27 protein-coding genes are annotated in these 25343 nt (G+C 63.4%); 16 read left to right on the top strand and 11 right to left on the bottom strand.

The features are described from left to right. Window positions 1–79: 79 nt before the first annotated feature. From SZ64_RS06585 to SZ64_RS06575, 3 genes are read right to left on the bottom strand one after another with little or no spacing between them, the layout of a single operon-like run. Window positions 80–1036: a 50S ribosomal protein L11 methyltransferase gene (locus SZ64_RS06585; protein ID WP_054530083.1), complete on the bottom strand. Its 957-nt coding sequence runs from the start codon at window positions 1034–1036 to the stop codon at window positions 80–82. Further along, on the bottom strand, window positions 1033–1932 hold the full coding sequence (bla, locus tag SZ64_RS06580; protein WP_241772994.1) for a subclass B3 metallo-beta-lactamase: 900 nt from the start codon (window positions 1930–1932) through the stop codon (window positions 1033–1035). The genes SZ64_RS06585 and bla overlap by 4 nt, the downstream gene beginning before the upstream one ends. Before the next feature lie 31 nt (window positions 1933–1963). Then, on the bottom strand, window positions 1964–2692 hold the full coding sequence (locus tag SZ64_RS06575) for an SDR family oxidoreductase (RefSeq protein ID WP_054530081.1): 729 nt from the start codon (window positions 2690–2692) through the stop codon (window positions 1964–1966). A gap of 182 nt (window positions 2693–2874) precedes the next feature. Here SZ64_RS06575 and sdhC point away from each other — a divergent pair, with 182 nt between their 5' ends. The 3 genes from sdhC to sdhA are packed head-to-tail and all read left to right on the top strand — an operon-like array spanning window position 2875 to window position 5462. Further along, window positions 2875–3255 carry a succinate dehydrogenase, cytochrome b556 subunit gene (sdhC, locus tag SZ64_RS06570; protein WP_054530080.1) on the top strand — a complete coding sequence of 127 codons (381 nt, stop codon included), beginning with the start codon at window positions 2875–2877 and terminating at the stop codon, window positions 3253–3255. A gap of 12 nt (window positions 3256–3267) precedes the next feature. Next, a complete protein-coding gene (gene sdhD, locus SZ64_RS06565; protein ID WP_054530079.1) occupies window positions 3268–3654 on the top strand; it encodes a succinate dehydrogenase, hydrophobic membrane anchor protein in 387 nt (128 codons plus the stop codon). Beyond that, entirely contained in the window at window positions 3654–5462 is a 1809-nt protein-coding gene (gene sdhA / locus SZ64_RS06560) for a succinate dehydrogenase flavoprotein subunit (protein ID WP_054530078.1), read from the top strand. Before sdhD ends, sdhA begins: the two co-directional genes overlap by 1 nt. Window positions 5463–5524: 62 nt before the next feature. Here sdhA and SZ64_RS06555 read toward each other — a convergent pair whose 3' ends face one another. Next, complete coding sequence (locus SZ64_RS06555; protein WP_054530077.1) at window positions 5525–5959, bottom strand: Rrf2 family transcriptional regulator; 435 nt, start codon at window positions 5957–5959, stop codon at window positions 5525–5527. Between the two features lie 78 nt (window positions 5960–6037). Here SZ64_RS06555 and SZ64_RS06550 point away from each other — a divergent pair, with 78 nt between their 5' ends. The 3 genes from SZ64_RS06550 to SZ64_RS18735 all read left to right on the top strand — a co-directional run bounded on the left by SZ64_RS06550 (window position 6038) and on the right by SZ64_RS18735 (window position 7228). Beyond that, complete coding sequence (locus tag SZ64_RS06550) at window positions 6038–6538, top strand: group III truncated hemoglobin (RefSeq protein WP_156313558.1); 501 nt, start codon at window positions 6038–6040, stop codon at window positions 6536–6538. 79 nt (window positions 6539–6617) lie between these two features. Further along, window positions 6618–6935, top strand: a complete 318-nt coding sequence (locus SZ64_RS18740; RefSeq protein WP_162225080.1) for a hypothetical protein — start codon at window positions 6618–6620, stop codon at window positions 6933–6935. Next, window positions 6932–7228, top strand: a complete 297-nt coding sequence (locus SZ64_RS18735) for a DUF1971 domain-containing protein (RefSeq protein ID WP_162225079.1) — start codon at window positions 6932–6934, stop codon at window positions 7226–7228. The genes SZ64_RS18740 and SZ64_RS18735 overlap by 4 nt, the downstream gene beginning before the upstream one ends. A gap of 60 nt (window positions 7229–7288) precedes the next feature. Here SZ64_RS18735 and SZ64_RS06535 read toward each other — a convergent pair whose 3' ends face one another. Next, complete coding sequence (locus SZ64_RS06535) at window positions 7289–7954, bottom strand: peptidylprolyl isomerase (protein WP_054530074.1); 666 nt, start codon at window positions 7952–7954, stop codon at window positions 7289–7291. Beyond that, entirely contained in the window at window positions 7951–9129 is a 1179-nt protein-coding gene (locus SZ64_RS06530; RefSeq protein WP_054530073.1) for an alpha-hydroxy acid oxidase, read from the bottom strand. The genes SZ64_RS06535 and SZ64_RS06530 overlap by 4 nt, the downstream gene beginning before the upstream one ends. Before the next feature lie 190 nt (window positions 9130–9319). Between SZ64_RS06530 and SZ64_RS06525 the strand changes: the two genes are divergently transcribed. Both SZ64_RS06525 and SZ64_RS06520 read left to right on the top strand, forming a co-directional pair. Further along, complete coding sequence (locus SZ64_RS06525) at window positions 9320–9721, top strand: BlaI/MecI/CopY family transcriptional regulator (protein ID WP_054530072.1); 402 nt, start codon at window positions 9320–9322, stop codon at window positions 9719–9721. Continuing rightward, the gene (locus tag SZ64_RS06520; protein WP_054530071.1) at window positions 9718–11445 is read left to right on the top strand and encodes a M56 family metallopeptidase; all 1728 of its coding nucleotides are present in this window, start codon (window positions 9718–9720) and stop codon (window positions 11443–11445) included. The genes SZ64_RS06525 and SZ64_RS06520 overlap by 4 nt, the downstream gene beginning before the upstream one ends. Before the next feature lie 9 nt (window positions 11446–11454). Here SZ64_RS06520 and SZ64_RS06515 read toward each other — a convergent pair whose 3' ends face one another. Continuing rightward, entirely contained in the window at window positions 11455–12027 is a 573-nt protein-coding gene (locus tag SZ64_RS06515) for a hypothetical protein (protein ID WP_054530070.1), read from the bottom strand. Between the two features lie 7 nt (window positions 12028–12034). Continuing rightward, window positions 12035–12907, bottom strand: a complete 873-nt coding sequence (locus SZ64_RS06510; RefSeq protein WP_054530069.1) for a neutral zinc metallopeptidase — start codon at window positions 12905–12907, stop codon at window positions 12035–12037. Between the two features lie 98 nt (window positions 12908–13005). On the opposite strand from SZ64_RS06510, the gene SZ64_RS06505 reads away from it, so the two are divergent. The 4 genes from SZ64_RS06505 to SZ64_RS06490 all read left to right on the top strand — a co-directional run bounded on the left by SZ64_RS06505 (window position 13006) and on the right by SZ64_RS06490 (window position 17189). Further along, window positions 13006–13779, top strand: coding sequence for a 3-hydroxybutyrate dehydrogenase (locus SZ64_RS06505; protein ID WP_054530068.1), 774 nt, complete (start codon window positions 13006–13008; stop codon window positions 13777–13779). Window positions 13780–13924: 145 nt separating this feature from the next. Further along, on the top strand, window positions 13925–15391 hold the full coding sequence (gene guaB / locus SZ64_RS06500; protein ID WP_054530067.1) for an IMP dehydrogenase: 1467 nt from the start codon (window positions 13925–13927) through the stop codon (window positions 15389–15391). A 38-nt stretch (window positions 15392–15429) separates the two neighbouring features. Next, entirely contained in the window at window positions 15430–16611 is a 1182-nt protein-coding gene (locus SZ64_RS06495) for an RsmB/NOP family class I SAM-dependent RNA methyltransferase (protein WP_054530066.1), read from the top strand. Window positions 16612–16661: 50 nt separating this feature from the next. Further along, window positions 16662–17189: a tetratricopeptide repeat protein gene (locus tag SZ64_RS06490; protein ID WP_054530065.1), complete on the top strand. Its 528-nt coding sequence runs from the start codon at window positions 16662–16664 to the stop codon at window positions 17187–17189. A 150-nt stretch (window positions 17190–17339) separates the two neighbouring features. On the opposite strand, the gene SZ64_RS06485 is transcribed toward SZ64_RS06490, so the two are convergent. Together SZ64_RS06485 and SZ64_RS06480 are read right to left on the bottom strand one after the other, a co-directional pair. Beyond that, window positions 17340–17825, bottom strand: a complete 486-nt coding sequence (locus SZ64_RS06485) for an RNA pyrophosphohydrolase (RefSeq protein ID WP_054530064.1) — start codon at window positions 17823–17825, stop codon at window positions 17340–17342. Further along, the gene (locus SZ64_RS06480) at window positions 17822–18772 is read right to left on the bottom strand and encodes an alpha/beta hydrolase (RefSeq protein ID WP_082384455.1); all 951 of its coding nucleotides are present in this window, start codon (window positions 18770–18772) and stop codon (window positions 17822–17824) included. Before SZ64_RS06480 ends, SZ64_RS06485 begins: the two co-directional genes overlap by 4 nt. A gap of 181 nt (window positions 18773–18953) precedes the next feature. Between SZ64_RS06480 and SZ64_RS06475 the strand changes: the two genes are divergently transcribed. Both SZ64_RS06475 and SZ64_RS06470 read left to right on the top strand, forming a co-directional pair. After that, complete coding sequence (locus tag SZ64_RS06475; RefSeq protein ID WP_054532128.1) at window positions 18954–20840, top strand: 2-oxoacid:acceptor oxidoreductase subunit alpha; 1887 nt, start codon at window positions 18954–18956, stop codon at window positions 20838–20840. 5 nt (window positions 20841–20845) lie between these two features. Continuing rightward, the gene (locus SZ64_RS06470) at window positions 20846–21880 is read left to right on the top strand and encodes a 2-oxoacid:ferredoxin oxidoreductase subunit beta (RefSeq protein WP_054530062.1); all 1035 of its coding nucleotides are present in this window, start codon (window positions 20846–20848) and stop codon (window positions 21878–21880) included. Between the two features lie 22 nt (window positions 21881–21902). Here SZ64_RS06470 and SZ64_RS06465 read toward each other — a convergent pair whose 3' ends face one another. Continuing rightward, window positions 21903–22610: a phosphatase PAP2 family protein gene (locus SZ64_RS06465; RefSeq protein WP_156313557.1), complete on the bottom strand. Its 708-nt coding sequence runs from the start codon at window positions 22608–22610 to the stop codon at window positions 21903–21905. A 384-nt stretch (window positions 22611–22994) separates the two neighbouring features. Between SZ64_RS06465 and SZ64_RS06460 the strand changes: the two genes are divergently transcribed. Next, a complete protein-coding gene (locus SZ64_RS06460; RefSeq protein WP_054530061.1) occupies window positions 22995–23921 on the top strand; it encodes a metal-dependent hydrolase in 927 nt (308 codons plus the stop codon). After that, window positions 23918–25318, top strand: coding sequence for a deoxyribodipyrimidine photo-lyase (locus SZ64_RS06455; RefSeq protein ID WP_054530060.1), 1401 nt, complete (start codon window positions 23918–23920; stop codon window positions 25316–25318). The genes SZ64_RS06460 and SZ64_RS06455 overlap by 4 nt, the downstream gene beginning before the upstream one ends. The last annotated feature ends 25 nt before the right edge of the window (window positions 25319–25343 follow it).

The following is a 25343-nucleotide window of genomic DNA, read 5'->3' as shown; positions in this document are numbered from 1 at the left end:
TTCTTCCTCGACCGCAGAGACTACGGACTTTCGCCTAAGATTGTCTAAACGTGGTTTACCATGCACTGAGGGCAGGCACTTACCAGCGGCGCGACCAATCGGGCATTCTGCCCGGCCTTGTCGCCCTTACCGAAACACCCCCGCGCTTGCGCAGCCACAGGATGGACCAGTCGCCGTTAACCATTCGGGCCGCGAGGCGGAATCCCGCCAGCCGGCAGGCACGGCGCACGGCCGCTTCCTGCGTGGTAAGTAACCCGGCCAGCAACATGTGCCCGCCGGGCACCACGGCTCGGGCGAAATCGGGCGCCAACTCCACCAGCGGGCCGGCAAGAATATTGGCAATCAGCAGATCGTAAGGTCCGCGCGCGGCAAGCAGGGGATGGGCCATGCCGTCGGCGATAACCATGGCCAGTTCGCCCCGGTCCGCTCCGATGGCAATGCCGTTCAATTCCGCATTGTCGTCCACCACGCCGGCGCAGACTGGGTCGATGTCGCTCGCGGTGGCCAGCGCGCGCGGCCACAATTCAAGCCCGGCAAATGCGAGCAGGCCGGTACCAGTGCCGATGTCCGCCAGATTGCGTATGTCCACGCCGCGCGCCTTCATTGCCGTGAGCATGGCGAGGCAGCCTGCTGTGGTGGCGTGCTGTCCGGTGCCGAATGCCTGACTGGCGGGGATGACGAAATCGGTCACGCCGGGCTCGTCGCAAGGCGGAAAATCCGGGGTGCGGACATTGAAACGTCCGGCACGGATCGGCTCGACACCCAGTTGGCTCAGGGCAACCCAATCCGCTTCGGGCAATTGTTCGACGATCAATTTCGGTTTGGTTCCGGCGAAAAGCGAGCTGACCGCAGCCTTGTCGGCCGCAGCTGGCTTGCGCGGATACCAGGCCTCCAGCACCCAGTCCTCCGGTTTGTCCTCCGCAATTTCGCAGCCGGAAAGGACCACTTCCGGGTCCCAGTCCCACGCGTCTTCGTGCGCGACAAGCGCTGCCTGCACGGCATCCTTGGGGGCGAAGGCGCTGATCTTCCAGTTCATGGGGATGTGTTCTTTTCGCTTTCCAACCGCTCGCTGAACCGCGCCTTTGCCTGATCGGCATAGGTGCGGCACGCCGCGCTATCTTCCATCGTGCCGCCTGCAAGGCGTTCGCGCATCGCGCTGGCAGAAGGATGGGGGGTAATCAAGATGTCACAAGGCAGGGCGCGGATCGCATCCAGCCCACGCCAGACATTGGCGACGTAATCGGGATGATCGCTGAAGCGGTATTCGTCAGAGGAAATCGTCGTTGCGCTGTCGGCATAGGCGATGGTCTTGCAGGACGATCCTTCGCAGGACTGCCATGTCCAGCTTGACGATCCCGGAGAGTGGGCGGGCGTTGCATGGATGGTCAGCACGCTGGCCCCTACGCTTACCTTGTCGCCATCCGCCAGCACGCGATCCACGCGAATTTTCGGGAATTTGGCTTCACCCTGCGGGTCGATGGGATTGTGTCTGCCCTGCTCGAACGCATCCTTTGCACTGGCCAGCGCTGCCACTTTCGCGCCAGTCAGGCGCTGCATTTCGGCGATCCCACCGACGTGGTCCCAATGTTCGTGGCTGGCCACGATCCACTTCACGTCCTCCAGCCGGAAGCCAAGCCGGCGGATGTTCTCTGCCACCAGTTGCGCTGCTTCCTGTGTGCCGACATCCACCAGGATCAGCCCTTCCGGATCGGCGACCAGCAAGGCGTTCATGCCGCATGTGCCGACCCCATATGTGCTGCCGTAAATGTGAAATGGCGGGGCCGGATCGTTCCATTCGTCCTTGCCCTCGCACTGAGCCAGGAATGCGGAAACCGGAGCATCGGGCAATGGCGCAACGGGCGGCTGGGCATCGGCGGGGAGGGCGCAGGCGGCGGTCAGCGCCAATGCGGCAGCAGAAATGGCGATTCTCATGGCAAGGAACAACCTGTTGGATAGGGGCGAGTCAGCGGACGTAACTTGCCCCATTGGCGTCGATTACGGCGCCCGTCATGCTTGGCGGGGCATCCAGTGCACAGAATGCGGCGATCGCCGCAATTTCCTCCGGCTCGGCCACGCGGCCTAGAGGAATGTCCGCCAGCAGGCCCGGCCCCCCTCTTGTAGAGAGGTAGTCTCCGGCCATGGCTGTGTCGGTAAAACCCGGCGCAATCGCGAAACTCAATATGCCCTGCGCGGCATAGGCGCGGGCGATGGTCTTGTGCACGGCCAGCATCCCGCCTTTGGATGCGGCATAGTGCCAGTGATCGGGCGAGTCGCCCCGATGCCCCGCGCGGCTTGCGATATGGACGAGTCGCCCTTCCGTCTCGCCGTCCTGCGCCCGTTCCAGCCAGTGCTTTACGGCATAGCGGGAAAGCTGTGCGGCGGCAGTGAGATTGATCCGCAACGTGTCCTCCCACCGGTCCAGCCATTCGATGTCTGACAGGCCGATGGGTGCGGGATCGAAGATACCCGCATTGTTTATCAGCACGTCGATCCGCCCGCCTGCACGGGCCAGGGCATCTTCCCACAGGATCTGCGGCCCGAGCGGATCGGCCAGATCGGCGGGAATCGTATCGTCCATATAATCGCGGCTGGCATGGCAGATGACCGTGGCCCCGCGTGCCTGCAGCAGTTCGACAATCGCCGCGCCGATCCCACGGCTCGATCCGGTGACAAGGATGACGGGTGCGCTCATGCCTTCTCCTTAAGGGCGGACAATGCCGCTCCAGCCGGGCGGTGTCGAGCAATCGATTCCATTGCGCTTTCTGTGGCTGTGGCGCTTGCCACGGCGGGCACAATCGCTAAGGGGATGCGCAGGCTATGCGCCGCTTACGGCGCTGTCCGCCGCGTCGCAGACCTACCGTTTCAGGAAGAACCATGGCCGAACGTCCGCTCTCGCCGCATCTCGGTGTCTACAAGTGGGGCCCGCATATGCTGGTCTCGATCCTCCACCGCGTGACGGGCGACGGGTTCGCCATAGTCGGCCTTGGCGTGCTGCTGTGGTGGCTGGGCGCACTGGCCAGCGGGCCTGTTGCCTATGCAACCTTCACGGGTCTCGCCACTTCGCCGTTGGGCTATGTGGTGCTGGTGGGCATCAGCTGGGCCTTCTTCAATCACCTCAGCTCCGGCATCCGCCACTTCGTGATGGATATTGGCGCGGGTTACGAGCTTGAGGGCAACCGCGCGGGCTCGATGCTCTCGCTGGGCTTCGGTGTCATTCTTACCGCTGCCTTCTGGGCAGCTATCGTGCTTCTCTAAGGAAGGCTGATCATGGGTAACGGAACTTCGATCGGGCGGGTGCGGGGCCTCGGCTCCTCGCATGAGGGCGCGCATCACTGGCTGGCCCAGCGCTATACCGCGATCGGCAATCTCTTCCTCGGCGCATGGCTGGTGACGTCCATCGTGCTGCTGCCGGATCTTGAACTCGGCACAGTCGCCACCTGGCTTTCCAGCCCCGTGGTCGGCACGGCGATGATCCTGCTGATCGTCAGCACCTTTTATCACGCGCGCTTAGGCCTGCAGGTCGTGATCGAAGACTATGTGCATGACGATGCGAACAAGTTCGCTGCGCTTGCCGCGTTGAACCTGATTGCCATTGCAGGCAGCGTGTTCGCAATTTTCTGCATCCTCAAGGTCGCGCTGGGAGGTGCCGCCTGATGGCCGACGCAGCTTACAAGATCATCGACCATACTTATGACGTAGTGGTCGTCGGCGCGGGCGGTTCGGGCCTGCGTGCCACCATGGGCAGCGCCGAAGCCGGCCTGCGCACGGCCTGCATCACCAAGGTGTTCCCCACCCGCAGCCACACGGTGGCGGCACAGGGTGGCATCGCCGCCTCGCTGGGCAACAACACGCCCGATCACTGGACCTGGCACATGTACGACACCGTGAAGGGGTCTGACTGGCTGGGTGACCAGGACGCCATCGAATATATGGTGCGCGAGGCGCCGCAGGCGGTTTACGAGCTGGAGCACGCAGGCGTGCCCTTCAGCCGCAACGCCAATGGCACGATCTATCAGCGCCCCTTCGGCGGCCACATGCAGAACATGGGCGACGGCCCGCCGGTGCAGCGCACCTGCGCCGCGGCGGACCGTACCGGCCATGCCATGCTGCACGCGCTCTATCAGCAGAGCCTGAAGTACGACGCGGACTTCTTCATCGAATATTTCGCGATCGACCTGATCATGGAAAACGGCCAGTGCCGGGGCGTGATCGCCATGTGCATGGATGACGGTTCGATCCACCGCTTCCGCGCCCATGCCGTGGTTCTGGCCACGGGCGGCTATGGCCGCTGCTATTACACCGCCACTTCGGCCCATACCTGCACCGGCGACGGTGGCGGCATGGTACTGCGCGCCGGCCTGCCCCTGCAGGACATGGAATTCGTGCAGTTCCACCCCACCGGCATTTACGGTGCGGGCGTGCTCATCACCGAAGGCGCGCGCGGCGAGGGTGGGTATCTCACCAATTCCGAAGGCGAGCGTTTCATGGAACGCTATGCTCCCTCGGCCAAGGATCTCGCCAGCCGTGACGTGGTCTCGCGCTCGATGGCGCTGGAAATCCGCGAAGGGCGCGGCGTCGGTCCACATAAGGACCATATCTACCTGCACCTCGATCATATCGATCCGGCAGTGCTGGCGGAACGCCTGCCCGGCATTACCGAAAGCGGCAAGATCTTCGCTGGCGTGGATTTGACCCGCCAGCCGCTGCCCGTAGTGCCCACCGTCCATTACAACATGGGCGGCATTCCCTGTAATTATCACGGCGAAGTGGTGACCATCGGGGCGGACGGCAATCCGGAAACCGTGGTTCCCGGCCTCTTCGCAGTGGGCGAGGCAGCTTGCGTCTCGGTCCATGGCGCGAACCGCCTTGGCTCCAACTCGCTGATCGATCTCGTGGTGTTCGGCCGCGCGACCGGCCATCGCCTGAAGGAACTGGTCAAGCCCGGCACTGCGCATGACAGCCTGCCCAAGGACAGCGCGGACATGGCGCTGGGCCGTCTGGACCACTTCCGCAATGCCAAGGGCGGTTCGCCCACGGCGGAAATCCGCACCGAGATGCAGCGCACGATGAGCCAGCACGCCGCCGTGTTCCGCACCGACGAGTTGATGGCCGAAGGCAAGGTGAAGCTGGCCGACACCTACAAGCGGATGGAGGACATTCACGTGTCCGACCGTTCGCTGATCTGGAACTCCGACCTGATCGAGACGCTGGAACTGGACAACCTCATCGCCCAGGCGACGGTGACCATGCATTCCGCGTTCAACCGCAAGGAAAGCCGCGGCGCCCATGCGCATGAGGATTTCCCCGAGCGGGACGACAAGACCTGGATGAAGCACACCGCCAGCTGGTTCGAAGGCTGGGGCGGCAAGGGCGGATCGGTGAAGCTCGATTACCGCCCGGTCCACGAATATACGCTGACCGACGACGTCGAATACATCAAGCCGAAGAAGCGGGTGTACTGAGGACGGCGCGACTTGCGACAGGAAAGGGCCGGGGCGATTGCTCCGGCCTTTTTCGTTTGGGGCTATTCCGCCAATTCCAGCCGCGCCATGAAGGCCTTGCGGTTGGGTGTCAGGTCCGCGAGCCGATAATTGTCCAGATGGGCAAGGAACGCCTCAAGCGCGCCTGACAGGGCCGGTTTCAGCCCGCACACGCCATTGACCGCGCAGACCGGCGCATCATTGCCGAGGCAGCTGACGAAGCTGTCCAGTCGTTCGAACCGGCGCACGACATCGCCCAGCACGATGTCCTGCGGATCATGCGCCAGTTCCATGCCGCCATTGCGGCCACGCGTCGTGGTGATGAAGCCCTGCGCCTGCAGTTCCTGCGCCACTTTGGCGAGGTGATTGCGCGAAATATCGAACTGGCGTGCCACATCGTCCACGGACAGGCGCCGCCCGGACGCGGCAAGGGCCATCAGGATGCGCAGGGCATAGTCGCTATGGAGGCTCAGCTGCATGAAATAGGTATTTCAGATATTGCTTTTTTGGGCAAGCGGGATAAATAGGAATTGAAAATACCTAATATGGAGTCGGCCATGAGCGAGGCCCCGGTTCAAGACAGCCCAACACCCCGGCCGGGCGAGGATTTTGTCCGTCCTGCGCGAGAGGAAAAACGGGCAAGGGCGGAAGCAATCGGCGTGGACGCGGATTACATCGCCAGTTTCGTTGACCGCTTCTATGCCCGCATCCGCGAGGACGAATTGCTCGGCCCGATCTTTGCCGAACGTATCCTCGATTGGGACGAGCATCTCGGCCGGATGAAGCGTTTCTGGCGCTCGATCCTGCATAATAGCGGCGAATTCTCGGGCAATCCCATGGTGAAGCACATGGCGATACCGGGGCTCGATGCGACGCATTTCTCGCATTGGCTCAAGCTGTTTTACGCCACCCTGCGGGAAGACGAGCGAGATCCGGCTGCCACCGGCCTTGTCGGCGCGCGTGCGCGGATGATCGCGGACAGCCTGCTTACCGGAATTGAGACGCAGCGCGCCGGTCTGGCCGGGGCGCGAGCCGGAAAGGACCTGCCTCATGCCTGAGAAAATCGAGCAAACCACGCAAATGCCTCCACCCCTCGGGCATAATCGCCCGCCGCGGCCCGAAGGCTTCCAACTGCCCATGGCGATCTGGAAGACGATGTTTGCGTGTTACGGCGTGTTCTTCACCGGGCTGGCGCTGGCCAGCGGTGGTAGCGGCCCGGCGCGGCTGGTGCTGGCGGTGTCGGGTCTGTTCATCCTCACCTATTTCACATGCGGCGCTGTTCTCGCCCGTCTTGGCGGCAGGGATGCAACGCAGGTGGGGCCAGGGAAACCCCTGCAGACGATTTACGGCCCGATGAGTGCCGGGGCAGTATGGGCGCAGGTCCTGACCGTTCCCATCGCACTGGCCTTCTTCGGGCTGGCGATCGTGCTGGTCGCCGCGCAGGCCGGGCTGTGAGCGTGGTTTCCGGGCGACCGAAGGCGCTGCCGGACGGGACAGCGCCCTATCGTTCGCTCGGTCCATTCGGGCCTTCCGATCTCCCCTCCGGTCTGTTGCGCAGGCATCGGCTGGCGGAGGGCGTCTGGGGCCTTCTAAGGCTTCAGGCCGGTCGCGTCGTCTTCGTCTGGGAGGACGGCAGCGAGGAGCGGGAGGAACTGACTGCCCCTGCGGAACTGGTGGTACCGCCACAGGTTCCGCATCATCTGGAAGTGGAGGGCGACTTCAGCATCGCACTCACCTTCCATCGCTGACGAGCCCCGGGAGCCGCTTTGACCCGGGCGGCTCAGAGGCGCCCTGAAAACTCCCTCACCTCAGGGCGCCTCAACCCGCTTCACGCTGAGAATTTTGATCGGCGTGGCGAGCAACTGGCCCTTGATGAAATCCTCGCCCTTGTCGGGATCGATGGTCTGTCCGTAAATCGCTTCGACGACATCCATCCCGCCGGTCACATGGCCGAATACGGCAAAGCCCGCGCGCAGGTCTGCGTCTTCGGATTTGAGATCGGCGTCCAGCACGGTCACATCGCCCACCATGATGGTGAAGTCCGCCGTGGCGGAACCGGGGGCATAGCGTGCCATGGAAAGCGATCCGCGTGTGTGGGACAGGCCGGTCTTGTCGGTCGGCTCATGCTCGATGGGCGGCAGGATACGGTCAGGATCGTTCTGCGCGCCGCCCTGGATCAGCCCGTTGGGTTGCTTGCCCCATTCCAGCTTGAGCACGCGGTAGAATTCCGTCCCGTCCAGCCGATGTTCGTCGGCGTAGCGCAGGAAGTTATTTGCCGTGATCGGCGCGCGCTCGGTTTCGACAGCCACGGTGATGGTGCCCAGCGTGGTTTCGATGGCGACAGGCACTGTCTGCCACACGCGTTCCGGTTCGACCGCTGCGGGGGCCGGATCGGCAGGCGCCGCGTCTTCAGCTGATACAGGTGCCGCCAGCGCCGCCAGCGGCGCAATGGCAAGCAGGGCAAACAGTTTCATCGCCACCTCAGATTTTCGCGCGACAGATCCGCCACGGACTTCGCGCCCATCAGCTTCATGTCACGGATGATCTCGTTTTCAAGGATCGAGACGGCACGGTCCACACCGGCCTGTCCGGCAGCGGCGAGGGCGTAGAGATAAAGGCGCCCACCTGCGACGGCCTTGGCGCCGACGGACAGGGCCTTGAGGATATGCGTTCCGCGCCGCACGCCGCCATCCATGATGACGTCCACCTTGTCGCCCACGGCATCCACGATCTCGGCCAGCTGGTCGAAAGGCGAACGGCTGCCATCGAGCTGGCGGCCGCCATGGTTGGAAACCCAGATGGCATCCACGCCGATTTCCGCCGCGCGCTTTGCATCGGCGACCGACATGATGCCCTTCAGGGCGAAGGTGCCGCCCCAATCCTGACGCAGCTTGTCAGCCGCCTTCCAGTCCATCGACTGGTCCAGCATGGTGTTGAAGTAATCTGCCACCGAAGTGGCCACGTTCGTTCCCGCCGCCACATGCCTTTCAAGGTTGGGCAGGGAGAACTTCTCGCGGAACATATAGTCCAGCGCCCAGCGCGGCTTGGTGGCATAGGACAGGAAGCTGGCCGGAGTGATCTTCGGCGGGCTGGTGAAGCCGGTACGCAGGCAGCGCTCGCGCTTGCCGGCCACGATCGTGTCGACGGTCAGCGCAATGGCATCGAACTTCGCCGCGCGCGCCATCTCGATCAGGGCGGCGTTCAGGCCGCGATCCTTGTGATAGTAATATTGGAGCATCTTGGGCCCGGTGAAGCGGGCGCCCACTTCTTCCACCGAGACGCTGCCCAGGCTGGAAATGCCGAACCACAGGCCGAATTTTTCCGCCACGGCAGCCACGGCCCGCTCCCCCTGCCAGTGGAACAGGCGCTGCAGCGCAGTGGGGGACAGGATCAGGGGCAGGGGCGTTTTCTTGCCCATGACGGTGACGGAGGTGTCGATGTCTTCCACGCCCGCCAGTACGTTGGGCACCAGATCGCAATCGTCAAAGGCGCTGGTATTGCGGCGCTTGGTGATTTCATCATCCCCGGCGCCGTCAATGTAATGATAGACGGGGAAGGGCAGCTTGCGATGGGCGAGCAGCCGGAAATCCTCGATATTGTGGCAATCGGCGAGGCGCGCGACGCGGCGCGATGGTGCGTTTACGGACATGGATTGTCAGTTAGCCGGGCGTGGCCGGAATTTCCACTAGCCTGCTACCCAATCCACCCACGGGCAAGAATATGGGCGCGGGCCATCCAAAGCGCGTGGCGTGCAACCTGTCGCATTGTTCATCTGTGCTTCAGATTACATCTGTAGTCGTATGTCTCGTAACCGCTTTGCCTTTGCGAGGGAGGGACTCGTGGCGGACAATGAAGAGGGCCAGGATGCTGGCCGGCCTGAACGGATCAGCGAAGCCGAACACGCCGTGATGGAAGCCTTGTGGGAGCGTTCGCCGCTTACCGCTGCCGATGTGGCGGACAAGGTCGGCGCAAGCCGGGACTGGAGCCTTGCCACGGTGAAGACACTGCTGTCGCGCCTTGTCACCAAGCAGGCCGTCGCGACGGAGCCGGACGGGCGCCGCTTCCTCTATCGTCCCTTGCTGGACCGTGCGGATTATGTCGGCGGGGAATCGCGCCGTCTGGTCGATCGCCTCTTCGGTGGCCGCGCCGCGCCGCTCCTGGCCCATCTGGCAGAAGCCGAGGCCCTGTCGGATGACGACATTGCCGAGATCGAGGCCCTGCTGCGGGAGATCAGGCAATGATTTCCTGGCTCACCGATACGCTGGTCTACAGCGGGGCGTTGATTGCGCTGGTTCTGCTGCTGCGCGGCCCGGTGGCGCGCCAGTTCGGCCCGCAGATGAGCTACGCCCTGTGGGCGCTGCCACTGCTGCGCTTTGTGATGCCGCCTGTGGTTCTGCCCGCCAGTCTCGCCCCTGGCGTCGATGTCGTGGCGACCAAGGCGGGCTTGGCGGAACTGGTGCCTTTGGCCGAAGTCTCTGCCCAATCCGCCACTGCGGCCGGACTGCCATCTGCGTCCATCGCTGCCAGCCTGCCCGATTTCGCTCCACCGGCAACGCCCGGCTTCTGGGAAGGCGTGAGCGGGATGCTGAGTGAAGCACTGCTGATCACATGGCTGGGCGGTGCAGCGGCATTCCTCGTCTGGCGCTGGTGGACATATTACCGAATGCGTGACTGGCTGCTGGCAGGTGCGCGCCCAGTAGGCGAAGTGGGCCGGATCAGGCTGGTGGAAAGCCCTGCGGTCAGTTCTCCCGTGGCATTCGGTGTGAGCGACAAGGTGATCGCCCTGCCGATGGAATTCATGGCGATGGAAGACCGCGCTGCGCGCGATCTGGCCATCGAGCATGAACTTGCCCATCATCGCGGGTGCGATCTGCTGGCCAATATTCTGGCGCAGCCGATCCTGGCGCTGCACTGGTTCAATCCGCTGGCCTGGCTGGGCTGGCGCGCCATGCGCCGCGATCAGGAAGCGGCCTGCGATGCGCGAGTGATCGCCCGACATGAACCGCATGTCCGGGCGCAATATGGCCGGGTTATCGCGAGTTTTGCCGCAGGTCCGCGCCTGTCGCTTGCAGCACCCATGGCCGGGCATCGCAATTTCGGCCCGCTGCTGGGCGAAAAGTCGATCATTCATCGCTTGAGGAGCCTGACCATGTCGGATGTTTCTCCGCGCCGCCGGATTGCCGGGCGTCTGTTGCTGGCAGGTGCCGTGCTCGCCCTGCCGCTCACAGCCTCGATCAGCTATGCCGAAGCGGGTAGTCTGGTTCCCAAGCCGCCCGCTCCTCCGGCACCTCCCGAAGCGCCGCTGGCACCTGTTCCGCCAGTTCCCGCTGTTCCGGCCATTCCCGCTGTGCCGCCGGTGCCCGATGTGCCGGATGTAATCACGGTCCAGAGCCGTCAGACGAGCGATGCGGGCAAGGGCGCTGTGACCAGAAGCGAGGAGAAGCAGGTCTTCGTTTTCACCCAGACCAGCGATGAAACGCCGGGCAAGGTTCGCAGGTTCGTGTTGCAGAGCGACAAGCCGCTTACTGCGCCGCAGCGCAAGGCGCTGGAAGACATGCGGACAAAAATGACCTCGCAGGACTGGGACAAATATGGCGACCAATGGGAACGCCAGGCCGAGCAATGGGCGAAGCAGTGGGAAGAATGGGGCAAGCAGGTTGAAGTCGGGCTTGGCGGCAAGGCCGGCACTCCCGGCAAGCTGGCGGTCCGGTTGCAGGAAACCGGAGTCGGCTGCGATCTCGGAGGCAATTCCCGGCAGGTTGTTCGAGCCAGCGCAAACGGTGGGAAAGCTCAGGCCATTGTCCAGTGTCGCAAGGCCGCTGCCGTAGGCAATGAGCGTGCTCGGTCAGCCTTGATGGATGCCCGCAACAGCATTGCCCGTGACGCATCGCTGGACCGGGAAACCCGCGCGGAAGTGCTGGAATCGCTTGATCGGGAAATTGAGCGGCTGGACTCAGAGGCGTGACCTGACGGCTTAGTTTTTGCCTTTTGAGTCCTTCGCTTCTGCGGCAGCCTCTTCGCGTTGCTTCGCCAGTTCGGCTTCCTTCTTCAACCGGGCGCGAACCGTATCGTCGGCCGGTCGGGCAGGATAGCGGCAACCCTGTTTCAGGCCGATGCCCTTCAGATAGGCGCGGCGCATCACGCCGGCCATGATCGCGTCCTGAAACTCGCGTTCATGCTTGTTGGCACCGGAAATCTCGCGGATCACGCCGCGAAAGGGGATCAGCGCGCCGACGACCGACTTGGCCACGCTGCCTACAGTCATCTTGCGTTCGTCCTCAGTGGCGATGTCGAAGTCCGGGCCGAGAATGGCGTCCAGTTCTTCCACTGCGATGATGATCTTGCTGCACTTGTTCAGCCCGGCCAGCGAATAGGGATCGGCCTGCGCAGCCAGCAGCAACGGCGGGATCTCGTCCTTTTCCAGATTGAGGTCTTCAATCGGGGTGACAGCAACGTCACGTGCAGTGACGGTATCGTCGGTGATCGGCTTGTCCTCGTCGCGCGCGGCGAGGGGAGCGGTGAGGAGGGCACAGGCGGCTGTTGCCACCGTAACCCTAGCGAAGAATGTCGGCGAAGGTGTCACAGCTATCTTCGTCTCCTGTTTCCAACCCTGTTTTCAACCACTTCATACGCTGCGCGCTTGAACCGTGGGTGAAGGCGGCCTCTACTGGCCTCCGTCCGGCTTGTTCCATTAACGTGTCGTCGCCAACGGCGTGGGCTGCGGCCATGCCTTCCTCGATATCGCCCGGCTCGATCCTTGCTCGGTTGTTCGCCGCCCAGACGCCGGCATAGCAATCGGCCTGAAGCTCCATCCGCACCTGCAGCGCATTGTCCTGATCGGGATTGCGCTTCTGCAACTGGCGCACCTGCAGGGCAAGTCCGGTAAGGTTCTGCACATGGTGGCCATATTCATGAGCCATCACATAGGCGCGGGCGAAATCGCCCTTGGCACCCATGCGCTGGGCCATTTCGTCGAAAAAGTCGGTGTCGATATAGATGCCCATGTCACTGGGGCAGTAGAACGGCCCCATCGCGCTCTGCGCCTCGCCGCAGCCGGACCTGCCGGAGCGGGAATAGAAATTGAGGATCGGCTGCTCGAACTGCACGCCCGCCGCGCGGAATTTGGGTTCCCATGTCTCATTCAGGCTGGCGAGATGCGCGCAGGCTTCAGTGCTGTATTGGTTGACCGCGCAACTTTCCTCCACCGAACGCCCGCCCACGGATTGTTCCTGCACCTGGCCCTGCTGCGCATCCTGCAACCCGCCCAGCAACTGAGCCGGGTCAGCCCCGGTGAAATAGGCGACGGCCAGTACCACCAGCACGCCCACGACGCCGATGCCGCCGCCGGGCAGGCCGCCACCTCCACCGCCGCCGCCACGCTGGTCACGCACGCGGATTTTGGCCGGGTTGAAATCATTGAGGCGCATCGAAAGGGCATTCCCGCTATTGTGCAGTTGCGAAAAAGGGCTGGACCTGCCGCCCGCTTGGGGTGAATTCTGGCACGGCATTCGTCAGGGAGTCGAGCATGTTCCTCAAGGGTAAGCGCGCCGTCGTAACGGGTTCCACCTCGGGCATCGGGCTGGGCATCGCACGCGCGCTGGCGGGCGAGGGGGCATCGGTTGTGCTCAACGGCTTCGGCGATGCGGAAGCGATCTCGGCCATTCTCCACGAATTGTCGGCCATGAGCGGGGCCGATGCGATGCATGTTCCGGCCGATCTGATGCAGCGTTCCGGTGTGGAGGCCCTGATGGAGGCGGCCGGGCCGGTCGACATTCTGGTCAACAATGCCGGGATGCAGCACGTTTCCCCGGTGGACGAGTTTCCGCCGGAAAAGTGGGATGCGATCATCGCGCTCAATCTCACGGCGGCATTCGACACCAGTCGCCTGGCCATTCCGCATATGAAGGCGGCTGGCTGGGGGCGGATCATCAACACGGCCAGCGCCCATTCGCTTGTCGCCTCGCCCTTCAAGGCCGCTTACGTGGCGGCCAAGCACGGGATCGCGGGGCTGACCAAGACACTGGCGCTGGAACTGGCCCAGTTCGGCACCACGGTGAACTGCATCAGCCCCGGTTATGTCTGGACCCCGCTGGTTGAAAACCAGATACCCGACACGATGAAGGCGCGGGGCATGACGCGCGAGCAGGTCATGCACGATGTGCTGTTGGCCAAGCAGCCGACGAAGAAGTTCGTGCAGGTGGAGGAAGTGGCTGCACTGGCCCTGTTCCTTTGCCGGGACGAGGCGCAAAATATCAATGGCGCCAATTACTCGATCGATGGCGGGTGGACGGCTGAATAGGGGATCTTCGCCCCCGCTCAGGCCATGTTGCGGATTTGTGTAATAAAATTGCGCAATTCGCATCGCATTTGAACGGACGCCCCCTAGCGCAGTTCACACAGTGCGGTTACATGGGCCGCCACGATTCTCCAGAGGCGAGCGAGCAGTGGCACATCTTGATATCCCGACCGGCCTGACCTTCGACGACGTTCTGCTGCGTCCGGCGGAAAGCGATATCGTCCCCTCGCAGGCCAACACCGCAACGCGGCTTACCCGTGAAATCCGCCTGAACATTCCGGTGATTTCCGCCGCGATGGACACCGTCACCGAAGCCGACATGGCGATTGTGATGGCGCAGATGGGTGGAATCGGCGTTCTGCACCGCAATCTCTCGGTGAAGCAGCAATGCGCTGCCGTCCGTCAGGTGAAGCGGTTTGAAAGCGGCATGGTGGTGAACCCCATCACCATCGCGCCCGATGCGACCTTGGGTGAAGCGCAGGCGATCATGCGCGACAACCGCATCAGCGGCATCCCGGTGGTGGAAGCCAACGGCAAGCTGGTGGGCATCCTCACCAATCGCGACGTGCGCTTTGCCGATAATGCGGCGCAGCCAGTGCGCGAACTGATGACGCATGAAAACCTCGCCACTGTCCGTATCGGCGTGGGCCAGGAAGAAGCGCGCAAGCTGCTGCACCAGCGCCGCATCGAAAAGCTGCTGGTGGTGGACGATGCCTATCATTGCGTCGGCCTGATCACCGTGAAGGACATGGAAAAGGCCGTGACCTATCCGGAAGCGACGAAGGACGGCGCGGGCCGCCTGCGTGTCGCGGCGGCAACAACGGTGGGCGACAAGGGCTTTGAACGGACCGAGGCCCTGATCGACGCGGAATGCGACGTGGTGATCATCGATACGGCCCATGGCCACAATCGCGATGTGGCCAAGGCCGTCGAACGCGTGAAGAAACTGTCCAACGCCGTGCAGGTGGTGGCAGGCAATGTCGCCACGGCTGAAGCGACCAAGGCGCTGATCGATGCAGGCGCGGATGCAGTGAAGGTGGGCATCGGCCCCGGCTCCATCTGCACCACGCGCATCGTGGCGGGCGTTGGCGTGCCACAGCTGACCGCGATCCTCGAAGCCGCAGAAGAAGCCCGCAAGGCTGGCGTGCCGATCATCGGCGATGGCGGTCTGCGCACTTCGGGCGATGCGGCCAAGGCTTTGGCGGCCGGCGCATCTACCGTGATGATCGGTTCGCTGCTGGCAGGCACGGAAGAAGCCCCGGGCGAGACCTTCCTCTATCAGGGCCGCGCCTATAAGTCCTATCGCGGCATGGGTTCCGTCGGCGCCATGGCGCGCGGCAGTGCGGACCGCTATTTCCAGCAGGACATCAAGGACCAGATGAAGCTGGTTCCAGAAGGGATCGAAGGGCAGGTTCCGTATAAGGGCCCGGCCAAGGATGTGATCCACCAGCTGGTGGGCGGGGTGAAGGCGGCGATGGGCTACACTGGCTCGGCCACCATCGAAGAGCTGCAGCAGAAAGCCAAGTTCGTCCGCATCACCAATTCGGGCCTTGCCGAAAGCCATGTCCACGACGTGACGATCACGCGCGAAGCACCGAATTACCCGACCCGGTGAGCAATTTGATCCTCCCCGTGCCGAGGAGGATTTGAAATATGACTCCCGCTGCCCGCGTTCAGGCCGCCATCGATCTGCTCGACCAGATCATTGAGGCCGCGCGCCGCAATGGTGCGCCGGCTGACCGGCTGATTACCGAAGGCTTCCGCCAACGCCGCTATGCCGGATCGAAAGACCGGCGGGCGATCCGTGAACTGGTTTATGGCGCCATCCGGGCCTGCGGGCCGGTGCCGGAAAATGGCCGCGCGGCTATGTTGCGTCTTGCAGATGAAGATTCAGCCCTCCGCTCCCTATTCGACGGTTCGGCCTATGGCCCGGCGGAAATCGCTGCCGGGGATGCGCCTGCACAGGGCGGCATCGCGCCGGAATGGCTGGAAGCGAAGTTGGCCGCTTCCGGGATCGAAGGGGCAGGGGCACTGGCCCTGCTCGAACGCGCTCCGCTCGACATCAGGGTCAATACGCTCAAGGCAGCACGCGACATGCTGGAACTGCCAGTGGCGGGCGAGGAACTTGCCGCGCCTGACGGGCTGCGCCTGCCGGAAGGAACGCCGGTCGATCAGTGGCAGGCCTATCAGCTCGGCCAGATCGAAGTGCAGGATGGCGGCAGCCAGATATGTTGCATGGCAGTCGGTGCAGCGCCGGGCGAGACGGTGATCGATCTGTGCGCCGGGGCAGGCGGCAAGACGCTCGCGCTCGCTGCCGCGATGGAAAACAGGGGCACGTTGATCGCTGCCGATACGGACCGGGCGCGCCTGTCTCGCCTCGCCCCGCGCGCGGAACGGGCAGGGGCAGTTGTGGCGCATACGGTGCTGCTCGATCCCGGCCGTGAACTGGCAGCACTGGAACAATGGCGGGGCGGGGCGGACGCCGTATTGGTCGATGCGCCTTGCTCCGGCACCGGCACTTGGCGCCGCAATCCCGAAGCACGCTGGCGCCTGACCGAGGCACAACTGGCGCGTTATGTGGATACTCAGGCCCGGCTGATGGATGTTGCCGCCGATCTGGTGCGGCCGGGTGGGCGGCTGATCTATGTCACCTGTTCCCTGCTCGATCAGGAGGGGGCAAATCAGGTGGAAGGCTTTCTCGCCCGCCACGCGGACTGGCGGGCGGAGGCCGTGGCTCTCCCCGCAGGGACTGCGCGCGGCGGGGGAATCCGCTTGACTCCATTGGCCGAGGGCACAGATGGTTTTTTCATCGCCCGTTTATCGAGGGCATGTTAGGTCGCTGTCGAAATGGCTGAGTCACTAAGGCGGATCAGGACCGTATCAAGATGACTGCGCTCAAGGAGATTGCGATGCGTTACTTCCCCGCCGCTTGTGCCCTTTCGCTGCTTGTCGCGGTGTCGGCCAGCGTGGGCGAGGCGGGTACCTACAAGCCCGATCCGCGGGCTGCGGCACTTGTTGCCGAAGGCCGTACGCAGATCGAAGCGGGCAAGGTGCAGGATGCCATCGATTCCTTCGAGGCTGCGCTGGCGGTCGATCCGGGCTATTCCTCGGTCTATCTCGATCTTGCCGAAGCGTCGCGCCTCAATGGCATGCAGGGCAAGGCGATCCATTATTACCGCTCCGCCCAGCTGCGCGACCCGAGCAATCTCGCCGCGATCTCCGGTGAGGGTGAGGCTCTGGTGGAAAAGGGCGCGGTGGAGAAAGCCCGGCGCAATCTCGCCAAGCTGGAATCCATGTGCGGCGCCAAATGCGCCGAAACCAAGGCCCTCGCCAGCGCCATCGAAACCGCGCCTGCGCCCAAGGTGCTGACTGCGGAAGCGGTGCAGCCGGAGCCGGTTGTCAGCCATAACTGATTTTTCGTTCGTCATTGCGAGCGAAGCGACGCAATCCAGAGCCATGCGCGCTTAGACGTGGATTGCTTCGGACCTTCGGCCCTCGCAATGACGAAGGCAGTCGACGTTGTAGCCACGGGCTAGCCCGGGCCGCAACATCGAGCCTCGTTCTCAGATCAGTTCTCTGAACTCTTCCAGCACGGCGCGATAGACGCGCTTCTTGAACGGCACGATCACGTCCGGCAGCAATTCCGGATCGATCCATTTCCATTCGCAGAATTCCGGCGGATTATGGGCTTCGAGGTCGATCTCGCTGTCCATCCCGGTGAAGCGCATCAGCAGCCAGTATTGGCGCTGGCCGCGATATTTCCCGCCCCATAGCCTGCCGACCAGTTCTTCCGGCAGATCGTAAAGCAGTTCTTCCCGGCTGCGCGCGATCAACGCGGCGCTGGCATCGGTGACCCCCGTTTCTTCCGCCAGTTCGCGAAGGCCGGCCGTGACGATATCCTCGCCATCGTCCATCCCGCCTTGCGGCATCTGCCAGGCGTCGCCTTCCTTGTTGTCGATCCTGCGGCCGACGAAAACCTTGCCATCCCCGTTTACCAGCATCACGCCCACGCAGGGGCGATAGGGGAGATCCCATTGGGATGTAGTCATGCAATCCGTTCCAGCGTGGCCTTGATTGCACCCAGAATAGCAAGCAGATCCCCATGTGCGCTAGGGATCGCTTTCCTGATCTGGATGAATCCGTGGATATTCCCGGCGAGTTCCAGATAGGTCACATCGGTTCCCGCCTGAATAAGTGCCGCCGAATAGGCGCGGCCGGAATCGCGCAAGGGATCGAGCGCGGCCGTTGCCAACACGGTTGGCGGGGTGCCGGCGATGGGGCCAAGGATCGGATAGGCCCGGCGGTCTTCCGGATCGAGGGCATAGGACCGGTCGAAGAACTCGATCGTGTCCCTGGTCAGCAGATAGCCATCGGCAAATTGCGCATAGGATGCATGGGGCGCCAGCGGGTCGGCAATGGGATAGATCGGCGCCTGCAGGATCACCGGCACCGCTGCCGGTTCCAGCATCAGCGACTGGGTGACTACGATGGCAAGGTTGCCGCCCGCACTGTCGCCCAGCGGGATCAGGCCGGTCACTTCACGGCCAAGTTCAGCGGGGCTGCCCGCCAGCCAGCGCGCGGCAGCCTCGCAATCTTCCGGCGCGGCAGGGAAGGGGTGTTCGGGCGCAAGGCGATATTCCACCGAGACCAGCGGCAGATCCAGTTCCGCCGCGATGGTGCGGCATGTCCGGTCATAGCTGGCAATGTCTCCGGCAACGAAGCCGCCGCCATGGATGAAGACCAGCAGCGGTGACGGTCCGCGCTCCGCCCGCGCGTCATAGAGGCGCAGTGGCACGGGGCCTGCCGGGCCGGGCGCGGCAAGGTCTTTCACCAGTGCCAGGTCCGGGCCGGGAAGCTGAGCGAATTCCTGCATCGCGGCCATCATCGCGCGGGTCTGTTCAATGGGAACGCTGGCAATATCCGGGCGGCTCATGCCCGCCACCATGGCGAGGAAGGCGCGCACATCTTCGCGCATGAAAGGCTCGCTGGCGCTCATGGTAATTCCTCTCCCTTATTTCCGCCGATGGATAAGGGGCTTGGGCACGCCTTTCCATCCGGAATTTGCCACAGCCTATTTTGCCGGGGACAGAAAAACTTGATTGCGACACGCCTTGGGGGGGCATAGGGGCCGCACCATATTGCGAAATGGCGCGATAATGCGCCCGAAGGACAAGACAATGGCAACACTCGCAGCCGAAAAGCCGGTCGCCGCAGCTCCCGTTCCCGAAGCGGTGGTAGTGCGTTTTGCGGGCGACAGTGGCGACGGCATGCAGCTCACCGGCGGGCAGTTCACCCTGTCCACCGCGCTGGCAGGCAACGATCTGGCGACTTTCCCGGACTTTCCGGCGGAAATCCGTGCGCCGCAGGGCACCCTGTTCGGTGTTTCGGCCTTCCAGATCAATTTCGGCTCGACCGAGATCGACACGGCCGGTGACGCGCCTGACGTGCTGATCGCGATGAACCCGGCGGCGCTGAAGGTGAACCTGGCTTCGCTCAAGCCGGGCGGCCTGATCATTGCCGATACGGGCGAGTTCACGAAGCGCAATCTCGACAAGGCGAAATACGATACGAACCCGCTTGAAGACGGTTCGCTCGCCAAGTGGGACGTGCTGGCTTTCGACATTTCCGCGCTGACCATGGAATCCGTGAAGCCCTTCGGCCTCGGCAACAAGGAAGCGCTGCGCTGCAAGAACATGTGGACGCTGGGCCTGGCCCTGTGGATGTTCGACCGTGACCGCCAGCCGCTGATCGACTGGCTGAAGGGCAAGTTCGCCAAGGCGCCGACCATTGCCGACGCCAACATCGCCGCACTCAACGCCGGCCATGCCTATGGCGAAACGGCGGAACTGGCCGGGCCGCTCAAGAAGCTGCACCTTGAAGCCTATCCGCAGCCTGCGGGCCTCTATCGCACCATCACCGGTGCCGAAGCGGTTTCGCTTGGCCTCGTGGCGGGTGCGCAGCTCGCCAATCTGCCGATGTTCTTCGGCGGTTATCCGATCACGCCTGCTTCCGCGATCCTGCACCATCTGGCGCGGCTCAAGGAATTCGGTGTCACCACCTTCCAGGCGGAAGACGAGATTGCCGCGATCTGTTCGGCCATCGGCGCCTCCTATGCGGGCCAGCTGGGCGTCACCAGTTCCTCCGGCCCCGGCATTGCGCTGAAGGGCGAGGCGATGGGCCTTGCGATCATGACCGAGCTGCCGCTGGTCATCGTCAATTCCCAGCGCGGCGGCCCCTCCACCGGCCTGCCGACCAAGACCGAGCAGAGCGACCTCTATCAGGCGGTCTATGGCCGCAATGGCGATGCGCCGATGCCGGTGATCGCCGCCCGTTCGCCCGCCGACGCCTTCGATTGCGCGATCGAGGCATGCCGTATCGCGGTTCAGTACATGACCCCGGTGATGCTGCTGACCGATGGCTATATCGGCAATGCAGCCGAACCGTGGAAGGTGCCCGATCCTGCGTCTTACGAGCCGTTCCCGGTGACGTTCCTCACCGAGAAGAACTCCAAGGACGCGGAAGGCAACGATCTGCTGCTGCCCTTCGCGCGTGACGAGAAGGGCGCCCGCCCGTGGATCAAGCCCGGCACGCCCGGCCTGATGCACCGCATCGGCGGCATCGAGAAGAACCCCGGCACCGGCAATATCGACTATTCGCCCGCCAGCCACCAGACCATGACCGATGCCCGCAAGGCGAAGGTGGATGGAGTGGCCAAGGGCGTTCCGGCACAGGAAGTGACCCAGGGCAATGCCACTGGCAAGCTGGCCGTGGTCGGCTGGGGTTCTACCTATGGCCCGATCCACCAGGCCGTGCGCCGCGCGCGGGCCAAGGGGCTGGACGTCAGCCAGATTCATGTCCGCCATGTCTGGCCGCTGCCCGCCAATCTGGGCGATTTGCTCAAGGGCTTCGACAAGATCCTCGTGCCCGAAATGAACACCGGCCAGTTCAAGACCGTTCTGCGCGACCAGTTGCTGGTCGATGCAAGGCCCTTCACCAAGACGAGCGGCCAGCCTTTCACTATCGCCGAAATCGAAGCGGCGATTGAATCCATGCTGGCGGAGTAAGCTCAATGAACGACATGACTCCGATCCAGACCACCCTGAAGGACTGGGAAACCGACCAGGAAGTTCGCTGGTGCCCGGGTTGCGGCGACTACGCGATCCTCAAGGCCGTGCAGCGCACTTTGCCGCAGCTGGGTGCCGACCCGAAGAACACCGTGTTCGTTTCGGGCATCGGCTGCTCCAGCCGCTTCCCCTATTATGTCGAAAGCTACGGCTTCCACACGATCCACGGCCGCGCGCCCGCTTTTGCCACCGGCATCAAGCTGGCCAATCCGGAACTGGATGTGTGGATGGTCACGGGTGACGGCGATGGCCTGTCCATCGGCGGCAACCATCTGATGCATGTGCTGCGCCGGAACGTGAACCTGCAGATCATGCTGTTCAACAACGAGATCTACGGCCTGACCAAGGGGCAATATTCGCCCACCAGCCGTGAAGGCACTTTGTCGCCTTCCACGCCGCTGGGTTCGGTGGATCGCCCGGCCAACCCCTGCGCCTTCGCGCTGGGTGTGGGCGCCCGCTTTGTGGCGCGCGGTTTCGACGTGTCGAAGAACCTGCCGGAAGTGCTCAAGGCGGCCCATGCCCATCAGGGCGCGGCTTTCGTGGAAATCTTCCAGAACTGCATCGTCTACAACAAGGACGTGTTCAACGATTTCGCCGCGCCCAAGGGCGGGGAAGAACGCCAGCTTTGGTTGCAGGACGGCCAGCCGCTGCTGTTCGCCAATGGCACCAAGGGCATCAGCCTGAACCGCGACAAGTGCTGCCTTGAAGTGGTGGACGTGGTCGATGGCGATTGGGAAGCTGCCGGTGTTGCCGTGCACGATGTGAAGAACCGTGCGCTGGCCCACATGCTGGTGGAAATGCCCTTCGGCGCATTCCCGATGGCTTTGGGCGTGATCTATGACGATCCGCGCCCGACTTTCGAAAGCGCCGTGATTGCCCAGAATGCCAAGGCCAGCGAAGGCAAGGTCGCCGATCTGGCCAAGCTGCTGGCCAAGGGCCAGACCTGGACGGTCGAAGCATCGGACGCCGACCACATCTGACGGGATCGAACGGGCAGCCTTCCTAATCGGAGGAGGGCTGCTCGATCCTGTGCCATTCCTGCATCCGGCTGGCCACCAGCCCCATCAGCAGCGCCCATGCGCCGCCAATGCTCCATCCGGCCAGCACGTCGCTTGGCCAGTGGACTCCCAGATAGATGCGTGAAAATCCGATGATCAGCGTCATTCCCACGGCGCAGATCAGGATGAACATTCGCGTCGAACGTTCCCGGTAATTGCGCGAGACAATGGCGCCCAGCGTCAGGAACACGATGGCGCTGTTCATCGCATGGCCGCTGGGGAAGCTGAGCGAATTGACCTCCACCAGATGGTTCACCACGTCCGGACGGGGGCGGGCGAACAAGTGCTTCAACGCAGTTCCGGCCAATGCCCCGCTGACCGTGGCGCAAACCAGCAGCCCGGCCATGCGCCAGCGCCGATGGAGCAACAGCAGTGCGGTGGACAGGATCACCGCCAGCGTCAGCACGGTCACGCCGCCCAGTGCAGTCAGGTCCACCATGGCAGTGTTGAACCAATGCGGCCCGACAGGCACCGCGTAATCGGGCGGACTGCGCAGGGCCGTGATGATCGCGCGGTCGAAACCAAGCGGCTCATCCTCGGTCACTTCATGCGCCAACCCGGCAAAGGTGCTGAGCAGAACCGCCACCCCGGCAAAGATCGGTGCGGCTTTCAGGTGCAGATGGTTATCGCGAGGCTGGGCAGAGCTGTTCAAGGTGAGGTCCTGTTGGTCGAAGGGCAGCCTCTCATATCGTCATCCTGAACTTGTTTCAGGATCCATTTTTCCAGATCGCCTTGCAGCCCTTGGGGAGGGATGGATGCTGAAGCGAGTTCAGCATGACGATGAAGGTAACGGGCAGAGCGTTGCGAACCAACTCAAGACGCCTGCCCCAAGAAACACTTTCCTACTCTCGCCCCCGCTGCTTTGATGCGTCGGAACGGGGCGGCGCCTGTGATTGCCGGGGAGAAGGTGAGTGAACGAAAAGTCACACAGGGTGTTGCATATTCCTGCTGCAACTCGATGTTATAAAACGATAATCCCTCGAATGGTCACACAGTTTCGCCACCCGTTCTGTGTCACTTTTACCGGGGCATTCGCATGGACAATCTGACTCACAGCCTTGTCGGCGCGCTGCTGGGGCAGGCCGGGCTGAAGCGGAAGACGGGGCTGGCCATGCCCGCGCTGATCGTCGGTGCGAACATTCCCGACATCGATGCGACCTGCACAGTCTATGGCATCGAAAGCCTGGCCATGCGGCGTGGGCTGACTCATGGGCCGATTGCATGGGTGGTGCTGCCGCTGATCCTGGCCGGGCTTCTGTGGTGGTATGATCGCTGGCAGGCGAAGCGCGGCAAGCGCCCCGAAAGGCGACTGCCGGTGCATTTCGGCTGGCTCTATGCGCTGAGCCTGATTGGTTGCCTCACACATCCGGCGATGGACTGGCTCAACAATTACGGCATCCGCCTGCTGGAACCGTTCAGCCATCGCTGGTTCTATGGCGACGCGATCTTCATCATCGACTTGTGGCTGTGGCTGGGCATGGGCTTTGCCGTGTGGTTCTCGCTACGGCGGGAGAAGGCAGGCGGCCATTGGCGCAAGCCCGCCCAAATCGCGCTGGCCATGGTGCTCGCCTATATCGGTGGCAATATCGCTTTCAGCCGCTTTGCCGCTGAACAGGCCCGGCTGCTGGAACCCTATCCGGCCGTTGCTTATGTCACGCCGGTTCCGCTCGCTTTCTGGCAGCGGGATGTGCTGGCGCAGGGCGCGGATGGGCGCTGGTTCCGGCGCAGATACCCCAATGGACAGGTCGAATGGTTGGAGCCGGCGACTAAATGCAGCTGGCCTGATGTGGAGCGCCTGACCGTGAACCGTCCTGACCTTGCCGCCTTCCTTTTCTGGTCGCGTATGCCGATCGTTACCCCGGCTGCGGATGGCAAGGGAATCGAATTCAACGATGCGCGTTTCTTCGATCCGCTGACACGCGGACGCTTCGCGGTGGAGGTGCCGGGGGTTTCCTGCAAGTGACCGCGCCCCAAATCGTCTGGCTGCGGCGGGATCTGCGCCTGGCCGATCAGCGGGCGTTCCGCGCTGCCGCTGCCGCCGGGCCGGTCATTCCCGTCTATGTGCTGGATGACGACACGCCGAAACATCGCAAGATGGGCGGGGCAAGTCGCTGGTGGCTCCATCACAGCCTCGCCTCGCTGGCGCGCGATCTGGAAGCGCGCGGATCGCGGCTGATCCTGCGGCGTGGCCGATGTGACGAAGTGCTGGCGGCTCTGGCGGCGGAAACCGGGGCTGCGGCGGTTCATGCCTTGCGCCATGTCGAGCCCTGGTGGCGCAATGCGGAGCGGGCCGTGAAGGATGCCTTGCCCGATGGCGTCACTTTCGAGCGGCATGACGGTCTCTATCTGATGCCGCCGGGCAGCGTGACGAGCGGGCAGGGCGGGCAATACCGGATTTTTACGCCCTTCTACCGCGCGCTGTTACAGCACATGCCGCCGCCCGAGCCGTTGCCGGAACCCCAACTTTCCGCGCCCGCCCAATGGCCTGATTCGGAAAGGCTGGAAGATTGGGCGCTGGTTCCGAATCACCCCGTTTGGGCAGGGGGCTTCCACGAAGCGTGGCACTGCGGCGAAGCGGCGGCGCATGCGCAATTGGAAGATTTCGCCGAGCGAGTCGCTGCTTATGACGAGGCGCGGAATCTGCCATCCATCGACGGGTCCAGCCGCCTTTCACCCCATCTGCATTTCGGTGAGATTTCGCCAGCGCAGGTGTGGCATGGGTTGGATGGCGCAAGTGGTGCTGAAGCCGCGAGTTTCCTGCGCGAACTTGTCTGGCGCGATTATGCCGCCACGATCCTGCGCCAGTTTCCGAACTATCCCGAACGGTCCTACAAGCCTGAGTTCGAGCAATTCGAATGGCGCGATCCGCTCAGCGACTCGCAAGCGGCGGATGATCTGGCCGCGTGGCAGCAGGGGCGCACCGGCTATCCCATCGTCGATGCCGGGATGCGCCAGTTGTGGGCCACTGGCTGGATGCACAACCGGGTGCGGATGATCGCGGCCAGCTTCCTCATCAAGCATCTGCTGATCGACTGGCGCCATGGCGAACGCTGGTTCTGGGATACTCTGGTGGATGCCGATTACGGCAATAATGGCGTGAACTGGCAGTGGTCAGCCGGGTGCGGCGCCGACGCAAACATGTTCGGGCGAATCATGGCGCCGCTGACGCAGAGCGAGAAGTTCGATTGCGCGGCCTATATCCGCCAATGGGTGCCGGAGCTTTCCGGGCTGGACGCACCTTACATCCATGATCCCGATTCCTATGGCATGCGCCCGCGCGATTATCCGCGAAAACGCGTGGGTCATCGCGAGGGCAGGGAACGGGCGCTGGCGGCCTGGGGTGCGCTCCGAAGCGGATAGGCTGGCGTCTTGCCCAATTGCGACT

Origin of the sequence: Erythrobacter sp. SG61-1L (genome assembly GCF_001305965.1) — a bacterium.
Taxonomy (GTDB): domain Bacteria; phylum Pseudomonadota; class Alphaproteobacteria; order Sphingomonadales; family Sphingomonadaceae; genus Andeanibacterium.
Note: the sequence above shows the minus strand (reverse complement) of the source record. Positions and strands in the feature narration are given on the sequence as shown.